The following is a 17,541-nucleotide window of genomic DNA, read 5'->3' on the forward strand; positions in this document are numbered from 1 at the left end:
GGCGACGGGTCCGAGCAACGCTACGGATCCCGCGACGAACGATGGACTTACACCGGCTACGGGCCACGCGTCGAACATGGAGGACCGCACGCGAGTCGAGTGGCGCCGCTGGGGATCGGAGGCGTTCGCGGAGGCCGCCGAGGCCGACGTTCCGGTCCTGCTCTCGCTCACCGCCACCTGGTGTCGCCCGTGTCGCGAGATGGACGCGGAGACCTACGCCGAGCCGCGAATCGCGGCCAACGTGAACGACGACTTCGTGCCGGTCCGCGTCGACGTGGACGAGCGCCCGCGCGTGCGCGACCGGTACAACATGGGCGGGTTCCCGTCGACCGTCTTCCTGACGCCGGACGGTTCGGTGCTCACCGGGGCCGGTTACCTCGGGCCGGACGGGATGCGACAGGTGCTCGATAGCGTGCGCGAACGCTGGGCTGATCGGGGCGCCGACGCGGGACGGCTACCGCGGGCGCTCTCCGCGGACGAACCGCCGGCCGGCGACCTGACGGAGGAGGTCGTCGGTCGGATGGCCGCCGCACTGGATGCGGCGTACGACGAGCGGGCCGGCGGCTGGGGCGACGGCCCCAAGTTCCCGCACCCGGCGGCCCTGGAGTTCGCGCTGAAGCGCGACCGGGAGATGGCGTTGCGCTGTTTCGACGCGGTCGGGGCGAACCTCCTCGACGAGTACGAGGGCGGCTTTTACCGGTTCGCCGCGGAACGGGACTGGTCGGGAATCCAGCGAGAGAAGCTGCTCGACTCGAACGCCGCGCTCGTTCGCGCCTTCGCGAACGCCTATCTCCACACGGGTCGCGGCGAGTACAGGGAGCCGGCCGCGCGGTCCGTCGAGTACCTGACGACGACGCTCTGGCTCTCCGAGTCGGCGGCGGACGGCGACGCGGCCGGTGGGGGGATGGGCGAGGGGGTCGGCGCGTTCGCTGGGAGTCAGGCACCCGGAGACCCGGAAACGTACACGCTCGACCCGAGCGATCGGGAGGGTGCGGACGATCCCCCGATCGATCGGACGGCGTACGCCGGTGCCAACGCGCTCGCGATCGACGCCCTGCTGACCTACGCCGCGTACACGGACGACGTACGCGCGCGGAGGTACGCCGAACGGGCACTCTCGTACGTGCGCGAGTCCCTTCTCGAAGACGGGACGGTCCGTCACTACGACGATCCGGAGAGTGACGCCGTCCCCACCTGTCTGCTATCCGATCAGGCCCGGGTCCTACGGGCGCTGACGACGGCACGGAGCGTCCTCGGCGTAGACGCCATCGCGGACGCGCGCTCGGTCGCCCGGGAGACGATCGACCGACTCGAAGACGGTCGGTCGTTCCTCGACGGCCCGTCGGACGGGGTCGGACTGGTCGAGCGGCCGCTTCGGCCGCTGGAGGGGAACGTCGAACTCGCGGACGCGCTGATCGACCTCGCCGTCCTGACCGACGATTCGACCTATCGCGCGGTCGCTCGCGAGGCGCTCGCGGACTTCGCCGGCGCAAGCGATCGCCTCGGCGTACAGGGTGCGGGATACGCCTCGACGGTCGGTCGACTCCTCGAGGATCCGCTGGTGATCCGCGTCGGCGGGCCCGCGGGCTCGGATATCCACCGGGCGGCGTTGCGCGTCGCCGATCACGAGAAAGTCGTCGTTCCGGCGGCCGCCGGCGTCGACGAGACCGAAGCGGTCGTCGAACGCGGCGAGCGGACCACCCACCCCGCCGAGACGCCCGCCGAGGTGGCCGAACGCGTGGGAGACGTCCTCGAGTGACGTCCCGCCGGTCGCGGGTGGCGAACGCGTGGGAAACGTCTTCGAGTGACGTCCCGCCGGTCCGGGGGACGCGGGTAATCTGGTCACACTCGAACGGAGAGGCGACAGCTGCGAGCCCGCGTGGTCGCCGCTACGTCTCAAATTCTTATCAAACTACCGAATCGTTTAAGGTTCCCGACCGTTTCGTTCGGCGTATGGCGAGTCTCAGGGACCTCGGACTATCCGAGTACGAGGCGCGGGCCTACCGCGCGCTGCTCGACACGGGGCCCACAACGGCCAAGGAGTTGTCCCGTGCCAGCGACGTGCCGATGGGGCGAATCTACGACGTGCTCAACAGCATCGAGCAGTACAACCTCGTCCGGAGTCAGACCGCGAGTCGGCCGAAGAAGTACGTCGCGGTCGAACCGTCGACCGCACTCGATCGACTCCTCGACGACAAGCGCCGAGAGCTGGCGGAGAAGGCGGACCAGTACGAGTCCATCGTCGACGACCTCTCCGACGAGCTGGTGGCCGCCGAACCGGTCGAGGAGAAGTTCTGGACGGCGGCGGTCGGTCCGGACGACACGATCGACCTCCTGCTCGAACGGCTCACCGCGGCCGACGACTCGATCGTGATGGTGGCCGCCGACCCATCCCCTCAGATGGACATCCGCACGGTCGGCGAGGACGTCCTCGACCACCTCGAGGAGGCCCTCGACAGGGACGTTTCCGTCAACGTCCTCATGACGCGCGATCTCGTCGACGCGCTCTCGCCCAACGTCGGCAGACGGTACCGCCGGACGCTGCAGTCCCGCGACGATTTCGACGTCAGAACGTCCGAGGACGTCACCGGATCCTTCAACCTGATCGACGGCGTCGAGGTCTGCATCCAGGTGCCGAACCCGCTCTCTTCGGGGGAGACGTTCGGGATGATCGACCTCAAGGATCCCGAATTCGCCTCGGAGGTCTACGAGGAGTACGTGCCGCGCTGGCGGGAAGCGACGCCGCTCGAGTTTTGAGCTCGCCGGCCGAGCCCGTTCGAAAAGCGAGCTCGCCGGCTGAGCCCGTTCGAAAAGCGAGTTCGCCGGCCGGATTCAGTCTGCGCACCGAGCTCGTTCGCGGGGCCCGATCGCGGCGGCGTCTCGGACGGTCCCGGATCTGCCGATTCACTCCTCGCCGCGTACTTCGTCGCGTAACGTCCGCACGTCCACGATCCGCTCGGCGTGGGCGTTGTGCTGGTGGATCGACTCGTCGTTCGACTGCTTCATCGTCACGACCGCGTCGTCCGGGAGGTGATCGAACTCGTCGACGACCCCTTCGGCCATCGCGCGCACGCAATCTTCGACGAACTTGGCGTCGGCGTGGGAGCGGTAGGTCATGTGATCCTCGTCCGGGCGCTTCGCCAGGTTGTAGATCCGCGCGCTCATCGCGTCGCGGGCGATATCGATCACGTCGTCGAGATCGACCTCCGGATCGCCGCCCGCCTCGACGGTGAGCGTCGCGTGGCCGCGCTGGGAGTGACCGGGCTGGGGAACCTCCGCGAGAAACTCGGTGATGGTTTCCCCGTCGACTCCGAGGTCTTCCAGGGTCTGTTTCGCTCGAGCGACGGACATGCCCTGTGAACACGGACAGACGGTCATACCGTCGACGCGGGCGCCGATCTCCTCTCGAGTGCCCTCCTCGGTCGCCGTCGCCGACGCGATGATGTCGACGGTGTGCTGGGTCTCCCGGTCCGTCTCCGGCGTTCGTTCCCGTCGCATGTACTTGGCCTCCATCGAGACCTCCGCCCGGGAGGTGTAGTCGTGCTTCTGGAGCAACCGTTCGGCCGCGTCGCCGCAGACCTCCTCCGGCCGGTAAGCTTCTTCACGCGTGGCGTCCTCGAGGATCTCGTCGATGACCTCCATGTTTCGGCTCATGTCGGCTCCCTTTCGCCAGGACGGGAGGTCGACGAAGACGTCGAACTCGGCCATCAAGATGATCGGCCGCGCGCCGTCCCTGGCGATCTTCACGAGCTTGTCGACCCCGGTGACGCCCACCTGGCTCAGGCCGACCGTAACGTCGGGGGCCGACGCCTGTACGTCCGGCAGTTGCTGACTCATTGTCGACATACTGCAAGCGCGCGCGATTAGGCCTTTCGAAAGGGGAACCGCCCGCCGCCGACCGCGACCTCGCGCGGCCCGCTACTCGTCGTCCCCGACGACGGACGGTCCGCCCTCGCTCGCCGATCGATCGCGCCCGACGCTTCCTACGCCGATCCGTCCGCGAACTCGCTCGGCCCACTCGGCGGCGACGTCCGTCTCGCCGAGCTCTTCGCACACGTCGATCAGCTCGCCGGCGACGCGTTCGGACCGGTGGTCGGTCCCGAGTTCCAGAAACAGTTCCGTGGCGTCGGTGAGAAACGCTCTCGCGGCCTCGTGATCGCCTCGCTCCCGTTCCAACCGCCCCAGGTCGGCCAGCGCCAGCGCCGCGTCGAACTGCACTCCGAGCGATCGGAGGATCTCGACGCCTCGAACGACGTCCGCCGCACCGTCGGCCGGACGCCCCCGGTCGCGGGCGAGACAGCCGCGTTCGACGAGGGCACGTCCCTCGAGCCACCTGTCGTCCTCGTCTCGAGCCGTCTCGAGAACGTCCTCGACGGACGCCTCCGCTTCGTCGCGGGCCCCGCCGCGCCGCTGGGCCCGCGCGAGCCAGACGGTGTACCGAAGCGCCCCCTGTCGAAGTCCGCGTTCGCGGTAGACGTCGATCGCGTCCGCGAAACGGTCGGCGGCCGCGTCGTACTCGCCGCGTTCGAGCGCGATCTCACCGAGTCTGGCGTTTCCGTTCGCCTCGATCCGTCCGACGACGTCGTGGAGTTCGATCGATCGCCGGGCGTACCGCTCCGCCCGATCGAGATCGCCGAGCAACTTCGCCGTCTCGGCTCGCCAGATCAGGAGATCCGCCTCCTTTTCGGGCTGATCGAGTTCGCTCACGATCGCCTGCGCGTCCGCGAGCCACTCGTCGGCCTCGGACACCGACCCGATCGCCGTCAGTCCGCGGCAGCCGGTCAGGATCGTCCGCACTTCCAGGCGCCTGTGCTCCGCGTCGGCCGCCAGCTCCCTGGCTCGTCGGGCGAGTTCGATCGACCGCTCGTGCTCGTACCGAAGCGAGTGCAGGTACGATAACCGCTCGTACACGCGAGCCTCCCGCCGGGAGCTGCCGAGCTCTCGCGCGTCCTCGAGGGCGCAGCACAACAGCTCCTCGGCGGTTTCGAGTTCTCCTCTGAACATCGCGTTCCCGCCGCGGTGGACGAGCAGCCGCTGGGCTTCGGCGGTGGCCTCGGCTTCGCGTGCGACGGCCAGCCCCCGTTCGTCGTACCGATCGGCCAGTTCGAGGTCGCCCGTCTTCGTCGCCAGGGCACCCAGGAACCGCAACGAACTGGCCACGAGCTCCCTGTCGCCCACCGTTTCCGCCAGTTCGAGCCCCCGGTGGTAGTGTTCGCGCGCCCCGTCGTAGTCACCTCGATCCGTCAGCACCGATCCCAGCAGCCGGTGCGCGTCGGCTTCGCCGCGGCGGTCACCGATGGACCGGTACAGTTCGAGCGCGGCCTGGAGTCGTTCGAAGGCGCGATCTTCGCGGCCGCGCATTTCGGCGACCCGGCCGAGTTCGACGAGGACGGCGGCTTGCATTCTGGACCAGGACAGCTCGTCGACCGTCTCGAGGCACGCCGACAGATGGTTCGTCGCCGCTTCGGGATCGTCCGCCCGCTTCGCGACGAGGCCCAGCGTGTACCGGGCTTTGGCCTCGTCCCGGCGACGTCCGACGTCGCTGGCCCGATCGAGCGCCGTCCGGGCCCGCTCGGTCGCCCGCTCGAGTTCGCCCCGACCCATCGCGATCCGCGCCCGACCGAGTAGACTGTCGACCCGAAATCCGACGAGCGTGGCCCTCGACGGCGCGTCCGCATCCGAGAGCTCCTCGACCAGCGTTTTGAGCAACTCGAACTCCGATTCTGCGTCCTCGAGCGAACCCGAGGAGAGGTGCATCTCTCCCCGCCAGGCGATACACTGCAACTCGGTTTCCGTCGAACAGGCGTCGGGGATCGCGATGTGGGATCCCTCCGTGGTTCCGTACAGCGGGGGGAGTCGCCGATAGGTTCGCCCGGCGTCGAAGACGCGGACGGTCGTCTCGTCGGCCCACCGAAACGCGTTCTCGCGGAGGGACTCGTGGACGGCCGACGGTTCGACGTGATCGAAGACGCGTTCGCGACGCTCCGGCTCGTCCGCTAACGAGAGCAGCGCGGAGACGCACCGCCCGAAGCGCCGTTCCGCGGCCGCCGATCCGGCGTCCTCGAGGAACCGCTCGAGGTACCGCGCGGACCACGTCTCGTGAACGGCGTCGTAGCGAGATCCGTCGGCGCCCGCGAAGAGGACGCTCCCTTCGAGCCGTTCGAGCGCCTCGCGAACGTCGGCCGCGCCGTCGGCGTCGGAGCCCCGATCGACGCCGACGGCGTACACGTAGGCCGGATAGACGCCGAGACCGGCGACGTTCAACAGGTTCACGAGCACGCCCACGTCGACCGCACGGTCGCCGAGGGACGCCAGCTCCGCTCGCACTCGGTCGACCGAGGCGTCCAGAACGCTGGCGCCGTCGTCCTGGAACTCCCCGATCGGATCGGCGTGTAAGGAGAGCCGGTGACAGATCGTCAGCATCGTCCCGGCCGGTGCGACGTCGTCCGCTCCGGAGCGGATGGACGCGAACAGATCGTCGGGGGCGACCGGTACCGATTCGCCGGTCAGCGTCTCCAGGTGTTCGACGAGTCGCTCGCAGATTCGCCCGTCGACCGGCGGGATCGTCACCGTCTCCACCGCCTCGTGACGGACGGCTTCGAGCCGGGGATCGTCGGGGAAGCCGTCCGGGTCGCCCCACTCGGTGCTGCGGGCGTCGAGCAAAAACGAGACGTCGTCGCGTCCGGCGAACGCGTCGATCGCCCGGAACACGTCGTTGGCGGCCGGACGGACCGCGTCCTCGAGGACCACGAGCGTCGGCCCGGCGGATCGTTCGAGCACTCGCTCGAGGAGCGCGACGGCTTCGAACGGGCGCCCGACGCCGCTCTCTCGGTAGTAGACCGTCCCGCCGGTCCGATTTCGCCACTCACAGGCCACCTGCTTGCAGACGGTACTCTTGCCCGATCCTGGCGGCCCGACGATCGCGACGTTCCCGGCCTCGGACAACCGGTTTCGGAGGTGTTCGGTTAGCTGGATGTGGCCGTCGTCGTTTTCGAGCGGAACGGTTCGGTGGATGGCGTACCCCTCGGCGACTTCCGCGAGTCCGAGTCCCGCGCGCCAGCCGGTAACGGGATCGAGCGATTCGCGACTGTCGAAGTAGTCCTCGTCGAGTTGTGAGAAGCCCTGGGACCGGAGCGTGACCGGGAGCCTGTCGTCCCAAAGGAAGGATAGCTCGTCCCGTGCGCGTTCGTTTCGAAGCGTCGCGGTACCGTCGCGGCCGTTCCGGCGGACTGTCTCGAACCGCTCGATCGCCCACTCGATCGCCTCATCCGCACCGGATGCGACGAACCCGGCCAGCTCACCGCCCTCGAACGCGACGAGTATCGCACACGTCGGCGTCTCCGCTCGTTCGGAACGCCGAACGGTCGAGGTGCCGGCTGACCCCCCGTCGTCTATTCGCTCGGGCTCCTCCTCGTGGTTCCGGGACGGTATCAAGAGGCCGTATCCCGGAACGGCTGCGCCGGTCACGCTGACGGCGTCGATGTCGGCGAGCTCGGCGGACAGTTCCGGAAACTCTTCACTGATGGCTGACAGGACGTCGGGCTCGCCCACCAGGTCGACGCGGATCCCGTCCCTGCTGGTTCGTTTGTGCCAGGTCCGCAGATGACGCGCGTCGACGGTCTCCGGAAGGAGGAGCCGATACCGGTTCGCTCGCCGGAGTTCGTCGGCGACGGTCTCGACCAGGCGCGTCTTCGCGTCCTCGGTGACCACCGTGGCTTCATCGAGGAGCGCGGACGGGACCGATTCGTCGTCGGAAATGGCGTCGAGAACGGGTGAGGCCTCGAGGATCTGTCGCTGATGGTCGACGAATCGCCGATATCGCTCGGCGGCAAGCCGCCCGGACTGGGTCCGGACCCACCCCCCGGGACCGCGCTCGACGAACCCGGCTTCCTCGAGGGCGCCGATCGCGCGGTCGACCGTCGATCGCGAGTGATCGAGTCGGTCCTCGAGGTCCGGTTTGTGAAGCGGTCCGTCCGCCAGACACTCGAGGAAGTCGATCCGCTTGACGACGACTTCCACCTCGTCGGGCGGGTCCGGCACGTCCATACCGACTGACGGCGTTCAACCCATTTTTACTTCACGGTCTGCCACCCACATTGATACTATTAGTATGGTGGATAGTTTCTTCACCACCTGAGGGAGGTCGTCAGACGGTGAGATAACGGGTATCCGGTCTCTCGAACCGAGTATGACGCTCCGCTCATTCCCGGCGCGCGGTTCGTACGTCGAGACGTCGGCCGAGGACGATATGATCGCCGGATTTCTTCGCACGTACGGCGATCGAGACGAAACCGTCGAGCTTCGCGTTGGGCCGCGCGAGCTCGAACGGACGTGGGCCGCGGTGGCCGCCCTGGCCGGCGACCGGTCGACGAGTCACGAGATCGCCGTCGAGGCCGGTCACCTCGAGGTCGACCTCGCCCGGTCGCTGGGCCACGTCGACTCCTCCCCGCTCGAGTTCGAGCCAGCGGACCTGGTGCTGATGGCGTTCGCACACCTCGTCGCCGCTGGCACCGAGGGGGGGTCGCTCCAGCATCGACGACAGTTCGCTCGGTATCTCCGGACGCTCCGCGAATACGCACCCGAGTCTCGCACAGAGACCGACGCCGGTCCCTGACCGGTCGCCGCCAGTTCCGAAGCGACGAGCGGGATCGGATTCGTGAGTCCACGCTGACGCCCTGGCTCGTCGGCGACGCTGGCTGCCTGGCCGCCGACCGAACGGGGATCCGGTTCGTCGATCCGATCCGAATATCCACGCGTCGCGACGTCGACACCCCGGGCCCGGCTCACCCGGTCCGGTGGTGACGCGGCGACCGATTCAGGCGCTCGCAGCCGGAGGCCGTGACGACCACCAGGTCCTCGATCCGAACGCCGAACCGCCCCTCGAGGTAGATACCGGGTTCGACGCTGAACACCATTCCCGGCTCGAGCTCCCGGTCGTTTCCCGCGACGACGTACGGCGGTTCGTGCACTTCGAGTCCGACGCCGTGGCCCGTCCGGTGGACGAAGGCGTCGCCGAATCCGGCATCGTCGATCACCGCCCGCGCCGCCCGGTCGACGGCTTCCGCCGTCGCACCCGGTTCGGCGGCGTCGATTCCCGCTTCCTGGGCCTCGCAAACGACCTCGAAGACGTCCTCGAATTCCGACGGCGGCTCCGCGTCGCCGAACGCGACGGTTCGCGTCTGGTCGCTCGGATAGCCCGCGACGCGGGTGCCGAAGTCGAGAACGACCGGATCGCCGGGGCCGATTTCGCGGTCGCCGTGACGGTGGTGGGGCATCGCTCCGTTCGGCCCCGAGCCGACGACCACCTCGAAGGAGGGTCCCTCGCCGCCGGCCGCGACGAGCCGAGACTCGATCTCGCGGGCCAACTCCTGTTCGGTCATCCCGATCGCCTCGTCGCCGAGCGCCCGCACGTCCGCACTGACCGCATCGGCTATCTCCCCGGCTCTGCGCATGGCGGCCAGCTCGGTTCCGTCCTTGCGGATCCGTAACTCGGTCGTCACCTCGCTCGCGAGTCCGAACGTCGCGTCGGGCAGCGTCCGTCGGAGGTCCTGCGTGAACAGCGCCCACATCCGATCGTCGACGAGCACGCGTCCGCCCCGGAGGTCGAGGGCGTCCGCGATCGCTTCGAGGTGGCCCTGCGGATCCTCGCCGTCGTCCCAGAGTCGGCGGTCGTCAACCCATGACGCGGCGCGTATCTGCTCGTCGTACATGGTCGGCGCCAGGAAGGTCGGGTCGCCCTCCCGCGGAACGAACAGGAGGAGGTGGCGCTCCATCGGTTCGTCGGTGAACCCGGAGAGGTAGGTCATGTTCGGGCCGGGCGAGAGGACGACGCAGTCGGCGTCGACGTCCGCGAGCGCCCGCCGGCATCGTCGGGTTCGCTCCTCGTGGGGGAGGTCGTACTCGGAGTTCGTCATCGCCAGCACGTTCGTGGCCGGCCACGAAGGGGTTTCGTCTCCGCTCGGTCGACGATCGGAGACTCGCAAGTGCGTCGGGGCGCCCCGGAAGCGACTCTCCGAGCCCACCGCACGACGCGCCTTGGTAGCCGCGTGCGACGACGCGCGGCACGCGTCGGTGACCCTGAAGGTGCACGAGCCGGTGGCCGAGACCGTACGTACAAATTTCCCGTTACAAACCGTGTGGAATGTTTAAGCCGCCGAGCGGTGTACGTCCGACGGCTATGCCTGCCGCTACAGCGACCGACGTCCACGCGCTGAACACCGCCGACTGGACCTTCCCGGAGTCGATGATGATGCAGTTCGGGGACGCCGACCTCGTCACCGCGTCGTGTCCGTGCTTCCTGATCGAACATCCGGAGGCAACCGTGTTATTCGACGCGGGGATCAGCCACGAGTTGGTCGCCGACCCGGGGGAATACGGGCCCCACGGCGCGGCCCACATGGCGGATTTCCTCGAGACGCTCGAACTCGAGGCCCCCGTCGTCGAGCAGCTCGCTGATCTCGGCTTCGAACCCGGGGACGTGGAACACGTCGTCCTGTCGCACCTGCACACCGACCACGCCGGTAACGTCGATCGATTCCCCGACGCCGAGGTGCACGTCCACGTGGACGAACTCCGGTACGCGTGGTGGCCCGATCCCGCCCAGGACCCGTTCTACCTCGACGGCGATCTGGCCGCACTGCGAGCCCCCGACGCGACCGTCACCGAAGTGTCCGGGCGAACCGATCTCCTCGGCGACGGGAGCGTCGAGATCGTCCCCACGCCGGGTCACTCGCCCGGCCACCAGTCGCTCGTCGTCGATCTCGGCGACGAGACGGTGATCCTCGCGGGCGACGTGGCCAACTTGCGCGCCGGGTACGAGCGGGGACTCGTCGCCCCGTTCAGCTGGTCGGCCGCCGAGGCGATCGATTCGCTGCGCTCGATCGAGTGCGAAGCGCGCGAACGGGACGCGACGGTCGTCGTCCACCACGAGCGGGACGATCTGGAACGATTACGCTGACACCCGCGTTCTCCTGGATCCCCGTCGCGTACACGCCGGTCGCGGCGCGTCACCGATCGAAAACGCGTCCCGACCGCCCTCGATCGGTCTCTCGACGCCATCGCCGGTTCGGATCACCTCCTCGGTCGCCCCGCGCGATGAGCGACGGAAAGCCGGGCCGCTCACTTCAGCGCCGACTCGGCCATCCGCCGGGGGAAGCCGACGAGCAACTGGAGGAGCCCGTCCGCGTCGTCTTCCGCCCTGAGATACGTTCGCAGCCGTTGACTGATCATCTCGACGCCGATGATCAGTATCAAGACGACCACGATGCCGGCCATCATGTCGCCGAAGTTTCGCAGGCTCTGCTGGACCAGGATGAACTCACCGATTCCGCCCGCGTTGAGCAGTCCGAGCGTGACGGCCACCCGAACGTTGATTTCGAAGATGTAGAGCGTCCAGGCGATGAACGACGTTCGGACTTGGCTCAACATCCCGAAGACGACGACCTGCGCCTTCCCGGCTCCGGTCGTCTGCATCGCCTCGATGGGGCCGTCCTTGATCTCTTCGAGCTCGTCGGTAAAGAGCCGCCCGAGGTTGCCGATGGTGCTGACGGCGATCGCGATCGTCCCCGTTACCGGCGACAACCCGGCCAACGGAATGAAGATGAGAAACCACAGGAGTGCCGGAATCGCCCGGGACGTGCCCATGATCGACCGGAAAATAAAGTTGAACGGGAACGGCGTGACCCGACCGCTGCCGAGTACGCCCAGCAACAGCGCCAACGGGAAGCCGATTACGGTTCCGGCGAACCCGATTGCGAGGGTGACGACGGCCTCTCGCGGGAGGTTCCGTTCAAGGATGACCTCCCAGTTCGGCGCGTACGACGAGAGCGTGCCGAGGAACCTCGGTGTGTCCTCCCAGAGGTCCACGAGCGAGAAGTCGAGGAGCAACAGCGACCCGTAGAAGGTACCCGCGAACGTGACCCCGAGGAGGCCGTACAGCACCCACCGCACCCGGCGGGTGAGACGAATCTCCTCGAGTCGGCGCTCGACGGCTGATACGCCGCTCATTGGACGACCTCCGAGATGTCTCGCTCCCCCGAGAGGAGCTTTTCCATGTCGAGTCCGCCGTACAACTCGTCGATGATGTCGAAGGTGAGCTCGTCCCGGTAGCCGTCGAAGACGAGTTCGCCGTCCGAGAGGCCGATAAACCGCTGACCGAACTGACGGGCGAGGTTCACCTGATGGAGACTGATGAGCGTCGTCAGGCCGCGCTCTTCGGCCGCACCCCGGAGGTAGCCCATGACGGTCTGGGAACTGGCCGGGTCGAGACTCGCCACCGGTTCGTCCGCGAGCAGGATGTTCGGTTCCTGGACGAGCGCGCGAGCGACCCCCACGCGCTGTTGCTGACCGCCGCTCATGCGGCCCGCCCGTTGCTCGGCTTCGTCGAGGAGACCGACCGTCTCGAGGGCGTCGAGGGCCTTGATCTTGTCCTCGCGGTCGTTGAACCGCAGCACGCTCCTGAGAAATTCGGTGCGACCGAGCGACCCGGTTAGCGCGTTCGAGTACGCGCTCATTCCCTCGATGATGTTGTGTTGCTGAAAGACCATCGCGACGTCTCGTCTCGGCGAGCTGACGGGTTCTCCCTGGACGTACACCCGTCCGTCGGTCGGCGACGTCAGTCCGTTGAGACATCGAAGGAGCGTCGACTTCCCGGATCCGGACGTACCGAGGACGATGGTGAACTCGCCGTCGGGGATCTCGAACGTCACGTCGTCGAGCGCCACGGTCTCCCCGAATCGCTTCGTCAGGTTCTCTACGCGTATCGCGGACATAGTGATTATATATCGGCTAGTGGAGGTCCGTCCAGTCCGCCGTTACTGGAAGTCCTCGAATTCGAGACCCAGCTCGTCCATTACCTCGTTGACGGGCTCGTAATCGCTCGCGTCGGCCTCCTCGATGCCGGTGAACCAGAGCTCGTAGCCGTCGTCCACGTCCTCGGGGACGAGGTCTTCCTCCCCGGCGTTCAACAGCGCTTGCTCGATGTCGTCGCGCTCCGGGGCGTCCCAGTTGCTGCGGGCCATGATCGGCGCCCGGGGTAGCGGGTCGGATACCGCGATCAACTGCAGTTCCTGCGCACCGTCGTCGAGTGCCGACCCCGCGCCGTCGTACTCTGCCGAGTGCTCGACGAACTCAGGGTAGTCGTCGAACTGCTCCTGGGGAATCTGGCCGGCCGCGGCGAACGCACCGGTCGCCGAGGCGAGGATTTCGTCGTCGCCGATCATCTGCTCGCGCGACGTGTCGTGGTCGTCCGCGGACCTGAGCTCGAGATCGTTCGCGTCGCCGTCGGGGAAGTTGCCGACGTCGAGTCCCGCGTTGGCCAGCATCGTCGTCGGAACGAGCGTCCCGCTGAACGACATCCTCGCACCGGTCGTCATCACGCCGCCTTCCAGGTCGGCCAGTTCTTCGACCCCGCTGTCCGGCGTGGTCGTGATCGTCGTGAAGTACAGCGGTCCACCGAACGCCGTCCGCATACCGACGACGTCCGCGAACGCCTCGCCTCCCGGAACGGCCGTCGGCGAGGTGTCGGCGATCTCTCCCTGTTCGGTCTCCAGGGACTGGAGCGTATCGACGTAGCTGTCGGCTCGAACCAGCTCGATCTCCGCGCCGGTTTCTTCCTCCAGGTACTCCTTCATCGGCGTGTACTCCTGGACGATGTCGGTCTGCTCCTCGGCCGGATTGAGGATGAAACGTACCGCGTCGTCGTCGCTGCCGCTCAGGCAGCCCGCGACCGCGCTTGCGAGGGCGATACCGCCCGACGTTTTGAGAAACGTTCGTCGACTGCTGCCGCCGTTTGGCGCACGTGGCATAGCAATCACACGTGAGTCCACCAGCTTAAACTCAATGATTATTATAATTCTCCGAACCGAGAAATAGTTAATTACCGTGCGGTTTCGAAAGGTTGTGGCGATCCGCCGAACTCGCCGTCGACTCGGACGTATTAAGTAGGTGAACTGAGGACGGTCACCCGTGTCGCGTCCAGCGCTGATCGCCTGCTGCGGACTGCCCGGCGTCGGAAAGTCGACGGTGTCCGGTTACGTCGCGGACCGTCTCGATGCGAGTCGGTATCGGAGCGACGAAGTCCGAAAAGAACTGTTCCCCGACCCGACGTACGAACCGGAAGAGACCGCGAGAACCTACGACGAACTCCTGGGCCGTGCGCGCGAGGACCTGGAGGCCGGCCGGAACGTCGTTCTCGACGCGACGTTCAGTTCGCGCTCGTTCCGCGGGCAGGCCGACCTGATCGCGCGTGAGGTCGACGCCGAATGCGCGTTCGTTCGAGTGACGTGCGAACCTGGAGTCCTCCGTCGACGGATCGAGCGTCGAACCGAGACCGTCAGCGACGCCGGGTACGCGGAGCACCTGGAGGTCAGGGAGACGTTCGACTCCTTCGAGCGGGACCACGACGCGATCGATAACTCGGGACCGATCGAGGAGACGTTCCGCCAGGTCGACCACGCCGTCCTCGACCCGATACGCGAGGACCTCGACCGGGCGCAATCGTGATGCTGGAACCGTCGTGAGTTCGTCGCTCTCGCCTCGCGCGGTGGTCGGCCCGGCGGATCCGGGCCGATCGTTCCGTTGCCCGGCACTGGCGGCCGACCGCCGCGGCTAAGGTGGCGGCCTGACGAGTCACAGGACATGACGATCGTCAAGGACGGGATCCACGACTACATCGAGCTCTGCCCGATGGCCGAGGATATCCTCGACACTGCTCCGATGCAGCGCTTGCGCTACATCCGACAGCTGAGTACGGTACAGCTGGTCTACCCGTCCGCGAATCACACGCGGTTCGAACACAGTCTCGGCGTCTACCACCTGGCCTCGCGCTCGGTGGATCGGTTGGGCCTCGTCGACGAACTCGCGAAGCGACTGCGAGCGGCCGCGCTCGTTCACGACGTCGGTCACGGCCCCTTCGGTCACCAGACCGAACGGGCGATCGAGCGACACCTCGGGCGCCACCACGACGAGATCGACTGGCTCCTCGCGGACACCGAACTCGCCTCGGTTCTCGATCGCCACGGGCTGGACCCGGCGGCCGTCGCCGAGACGGTCGACGGCTGCGGTCCGCTCGGGGAACTCGTCTCCGGAGCGCTGGACGTAGACCGGATGGACTACCTCGTCCGGGACGCCCACCACACCGGCGTCCCGTACGGGACGATCGACCACGCGCGATTGCTGTACGCGCTCCGGGTGATCGACGGCGAGCTCGCTCTCGCGCAGGGGAACGTCGCGACCGCCGAGAGCGCGCTGATCGCCCGGACGCTGATGAACGCGACGGTCTACCGCCATCACGTCTCTCGAATCGCCGGCGCGATGCTGGATCGCGCGAGCGAGCGATTGCTCGCCGACGGCGAGCTCTCCCCGCAGCACTTCGCGCGCCTCACCGACGCGGAGTTGCTCGCCGAACTGTCCGCGTTCGATCGAACTGCGGACCTCTCGAACCGGTTGCGAGAACGACGGCTCTACAAGCGTACGCTGTGGCTCCGCCGCGATGGCGTCCCCGACGAGTTGATCGATATCGAGTACCACCGGGCTCGCGACATCGAACGGGAGATCGCCGCGGACGCCGGCGTCGATCCTACCGAAGTGATCGTCGACAGTCCGGGCGAACCGGCATCGCCGGAGTCCAAGGCCAGGGTCGTCGTCGACGGCGAACCGGTCCGGCTCGAAGCGGAGTCGTCGCTCGTCTCCGGTCTCGACGCGTGCGCTCGGGACATCTGGCGACTCGGCGTGTACGCGCCGCCGGAGGCCGTTCCGGCGGTCCGCGAGGCCGCGACGGCTGTTTTGGGGATCGACGGCGACGCGTGACCGTCCCCGTGACCAGCGTTCGGAGCCGGACGAGGGATCCCGGTCGCACGCGCGGCGTTCCCGGGGACGGGGCTACGACGCACCGTCCACAGCGTCCCAGAGCGATGCCAGCGTCTCCTCGTCGGTCGCCGCGACGTACAGGGGACCGTCGCGCCGGGTCGATGCGCCGGCTTCCGCGGCGAATAGCTCGGTCACCGCCCGCTCTTCCTCGTCCGGATGAAACTGGACGAGCCCGCGGAGCCGTCCGCGGGCGAACGAGGTCGAATGGACCGTCGGCGCCCAGCTGCTGATAACGCGCTTGACCGTCGCGTCCAGGGCCTCCCGAACGTGGCGGGCCCGCCGGTCGAGTTCCCGATCCCGCGGAACGTTTCGACCGACGATGGTGGCGACGGTCGCGGCCGACAGATCGTGATCTGGGCCGTCGTCGACCGTCGCCGGATCACCCTCGTAGCGAACCCCGCCACCTCGTCGTGCGACGTAGGTTTCGGCCGTCGCCGGGCGGTGAACGACGGCCAGCACCGGCTCCCCTTCCCGGAGCACGGCGATCGACGTTCCGAAGGTGGCCAGCCCGACCGCGAAGTTGTTCGTCCCGTCGAGCGGGTCGATTATCCATCGGTACGGTTCGGTTCCGGCGAACTCGCCGCTCTCTTCGGCGAACACCGCGTGGTGGGGAAACGCCGATCGAACGACGGGCAACATCCGCGCCTCCGCAGCCGCGTCGGCCGCGGTCGTCACGTCGTACGGGCCGTACGCACCGTCGACGTCTTCGGTTCGATAGCGGCCTCGTAGCTCCTCGCCGCCGGCCAAGACGGCGGCCCTGGCGACGGCCTGAAGACGATCGAGATCGACCATGCTCCACCGTCGCACTCTACTCCGGAAATCGTATCGGTTCGATTCGGTGGTGGCCGTTCGCGCTCGCGGTGTCCCTGGCGGTTGGATAGTCCCGGGCGGATTCGAACCGCAGTCGGAGCGAAGCTCCTCCCTGATTCGAATCCGCCGGCGAGACCTGCGGCTCGCGACGATGCTCGCCGCAGGATAGTCCCGGGCGGATTCGAACCGCGAGGACTCGAATCCTCTCGTCCTCTGGGCCCGAATCCGCGAGGACATTCGCCGCTCGCGGAATTGCTCGCGGCAGAAGTAGTCCCGGGCGGATTCGAACCGCCGTCAACGGCTCCAAAGGCCGTTATGATTGGCCACTACACCACGGGACTCCTCACGTCGCTTGCCCTCTCGCGGGCCTCGCAAGTCCTTCCGATTCCCTCACCATCACGGGGCCGCATTCGCGACGACGGGTCTGCAGGTCGTATCTCTCCGTTCGGCCAATAAATGTGTTTCTCTCCGCTACCGGACCGCCGGATGGCGTCACCGGCGCGGCCGCCGGTACCCGCCGACACGTGCTCGCGGGGAACCCGATTCTCGACACGACGATGACGTGTGTCTGACTAGCCTTCAATACGGTCGGGGACGGAGACGGTCTCGATGACCGACGCGTCCGTTGGCCGGTGGTCGTGGCGAGAAACGGCGACCGCCTCTCCCGTGACGGTGGCGCTGTTTCTGTCGGCAGCCGTCATGATCGTCACGGGCGTCGCGTCGGCGCTCGGGCCCGTGCCGTCGGTCGTGACCGCAACCTACTACGTGTCGGTGTTCGTGGTCGTTGCGCTCATGTGGGTCCACGGGCTTCGAACCGCCCGCCAAATGTAGGTTCCGTCGGGGCCCGGCGAACGCGCGCAGCGT

General features: G+C 67.6%; 14 protein-coding genes and 1 tRNA gene. 7 read left to right on the forward strand and 8 right to left on the reverse strand.

The window, feature by feature from the left end:
• Positions 1-76 precede the first annotated feature (76 nt).
• Both QZT59_RS01065 and QZT59_RS01070 read left to right on the forward strand, forming a co-directional pair.
• Positions 77-1,759, forward strand: coding sequence for a DUF255 domain-containing protein (locus QZT59_RS01065; RefSeq protein ID WP_290810182.1), 1,683 nt, complete (start codon positions 77-79; stop codon positions 1,757-1,759).
• A gap of 194 nt (positions 1,760-1,953) precedes the next feature.
• On the forward strand, positions 1,954-2,757 hold the full coding sequence (locus QZT59_RS01070; RefSeq protein ID WP_290810184.1) for a helix-turn-helix domain-containing protein: 804 nt from the start codon (positions 1,954-1,956) through the stop codon (positions 2,755-2,757).
• Between the two features lie 147 nt (positions 2,758-2,904).
• On the opposite strand, the gene mptA is transcribed toward QZT59_RS01070, so the two are convergent.
• On the reverse strand, positions 2,905-3,837 hold the full coding sequence (gene mptA / locus QZT59_RS01075; protein ID WP_290810186.1) for a GTP cyclohydrolase MptA: 933 nt from the start codon (positions 3,835-3,837) through the stop codon (positions 2,905-2,907).
• A gap of 81 nt (positions 3,838-3,918) precedes the next feature.
• Positions 3,919-8,046: a tetratricopeptide repeat protein gene (locus QZT59_RS01080; RefSeq protein ID WP_290810188.1), complete on the reverse strand. Its 4,128-nt coding sequence runs from the start codon at positions 8,044-8,046 to the stop codon at positions 3,919-3,921.
• 142 nt (positions 8,047-8,188) lie between these two features.
• On the opposite strand from QZT59_RS01080, the gene QZT59_RS01085 reads away from it, so the two are divergent.
• A complete protein-coding gene (locus tag QZT59_RS01085; protein WP_290810190.1) occupies positions 8,189-8,614 on the forward strand; it encodes a hypothetical protein in 426 nt (141 codons plus the stop codon).
• A gap of 169 nt (positions 8,615-8,783) precedes the next feature.
• On the opposite strand, the gene QZT59_RS01090 is transcribed toward QZT59_RS01085, so the two are convergent.
• On the reverse strand, positions 8,784-9,914 hold the full coding sequence (locus QZT59_RS01090; RefSeq protein WP_290810191.1) for a Xaa-Pro peptidase family protein: 1,131 nt from the start codon (positions 9,912-9,914) through the stop codon (positions 8,784-8,786).
• A 263-nt stretch (positions 9,915-10,177) separates the two neighbouring features.
• Between QZT59_RS01090 and QZT59_RS01095 the strand changes: the two genes are divergently transcribed.
• The gene (locus QZT59_RS01095; RefSeq protein WP_290810192.1) at positions 10,178-10,957 is read left to right on the forward strand and encodes an N-acyl homoserine lactonase family protein; all 780 of its coding nucleotides are present in this window, start codon (positions 10,178-10,180) and stop codon (positions 10,955-10,957) included.
• Between the two features lie 161 nt (positions 10,958-11,118).
• On the opposite strand, the gene phnE is transcribed toward QZT59_RS01095, so the two are convergent.
• The 3 genes from phnE to QZT59_RS01110 are packed head-to-tail and all read right to left on the reverse strand — an operon-like array spanning position 11,119 to position 13,805.
• On the reverse strand, positions 11,119-12,006 hold the full coding sequence (gene phnE, locus QZT59_RS01100) for a phosphonate ABC transporter, permease protein PhnE (RefSeq protein WP_290810193.1): 888 nt from the start codon (positions 12,004-12,006) through the stop codon (positions 11,119-11,121).
• Positions 12,003-12,770 (reverse strand): phosphonate ABC transporter ATP-binding protein, encoded by a 768-nt coding sequence (gene phnC, locus QZT59_RS01105; protein WP_290810195.1) that lies wholly within the window; start codon positions 12,768-12,770, stop codon positions 12,003-12,005. The genes phnE and phnC overlap by 4 nt, the downstream gene beginning before the upstream one ends.
• 42 nt (positions 12,771-12,812) lie before the next feature.
• Positions 12,813-13,805: a substrate-binding domain-containing protein gene (locus tag QZT59_RS01110; RefSeq protein ID WP_290810197.1), complete on the reverse strand. Its 993-nt coding sequence runs from the start codon at positions 13,803-13,805 to the stop codon at positions 12,813-12,815.
• A 160-nt stretch (positions 13,806-13,965) separates the two neighbouring features.
• Between QZT59_RS01110 and QZT59_RS01115 the strand changes: the two genes are divergently transcribed.
• Positions 13,966-14,502 carry an AAA family ATPase gene (locus QZT59_RS01115; protein ID WP_290810199.1) on the forward strand — a complete coding sequence of 179 codons (537 nt, stop codon included), beginning with the start codon at positions 13,966-13,968 and terminating at the stop codon, positions 14,500-14,502.
• A 135-nt stretch (positions 14,503-14,637) separates the two neighbouring features.
• On the forward strand, positions 14,638-15,807 hold the full coding sequence (locus QZT59_RS01120) for an HD domain-containing protein (protein WP_290810201.1): 1,170 nt from the start codon (positions 14,638-14,640) through the stop codon (positions 15,805-15,807).
• Positions 15,808-15,879: 72 nt separating this feature from the next.
• Here QZT59_RS01120 and QZT59_RS01125 read toward each other — a convergent pair whose 3' ends face one another.
• Together QZT59_RS01125 and QZT59_RS01130 are read right to left on the reverse strand one after the other, a co-directional pair.
• A complete protein-coding gene (locus tag QZT59_RS01125) occupies positions 15,880-16,659 on the reverse strand; it encodes an inositol monophosphatase (RefSeq protein ID WP_290810203.1) in 780 nt (259 codons plus the stop codon).
• 286 nt (positions 16,660-16,945) lie between these two features.
• Positions 16,946-17,018 (reverse strand) — tRNA-Gln (locus QZT59_RS01130).
• 268 nt (positions 17,019-17,286) lie between these two features.
• On the opposite strand from QZT59_RS01130, the gene QZT59_RS01135 reads away from it, so the two are divergent.
• A complete protein-coding gene (locus tag QZT59_RS01135) occupies positions 17,287-17,508 on the forward strand; it encodes a hypothetical protein (protein WP_290810205.1) in 222 nt (73 codons plus the stop codon).
• Positions 17,509-17,541 lie beyond the last annotated feature (33 nt).

Source organism: Halovivax sp., from assembly GCA_007119345.1.
GTDB lineage: Archaea > Halobacteriota > Halobacteria > Halobacteriales > Natrialbaceae > Halovivax.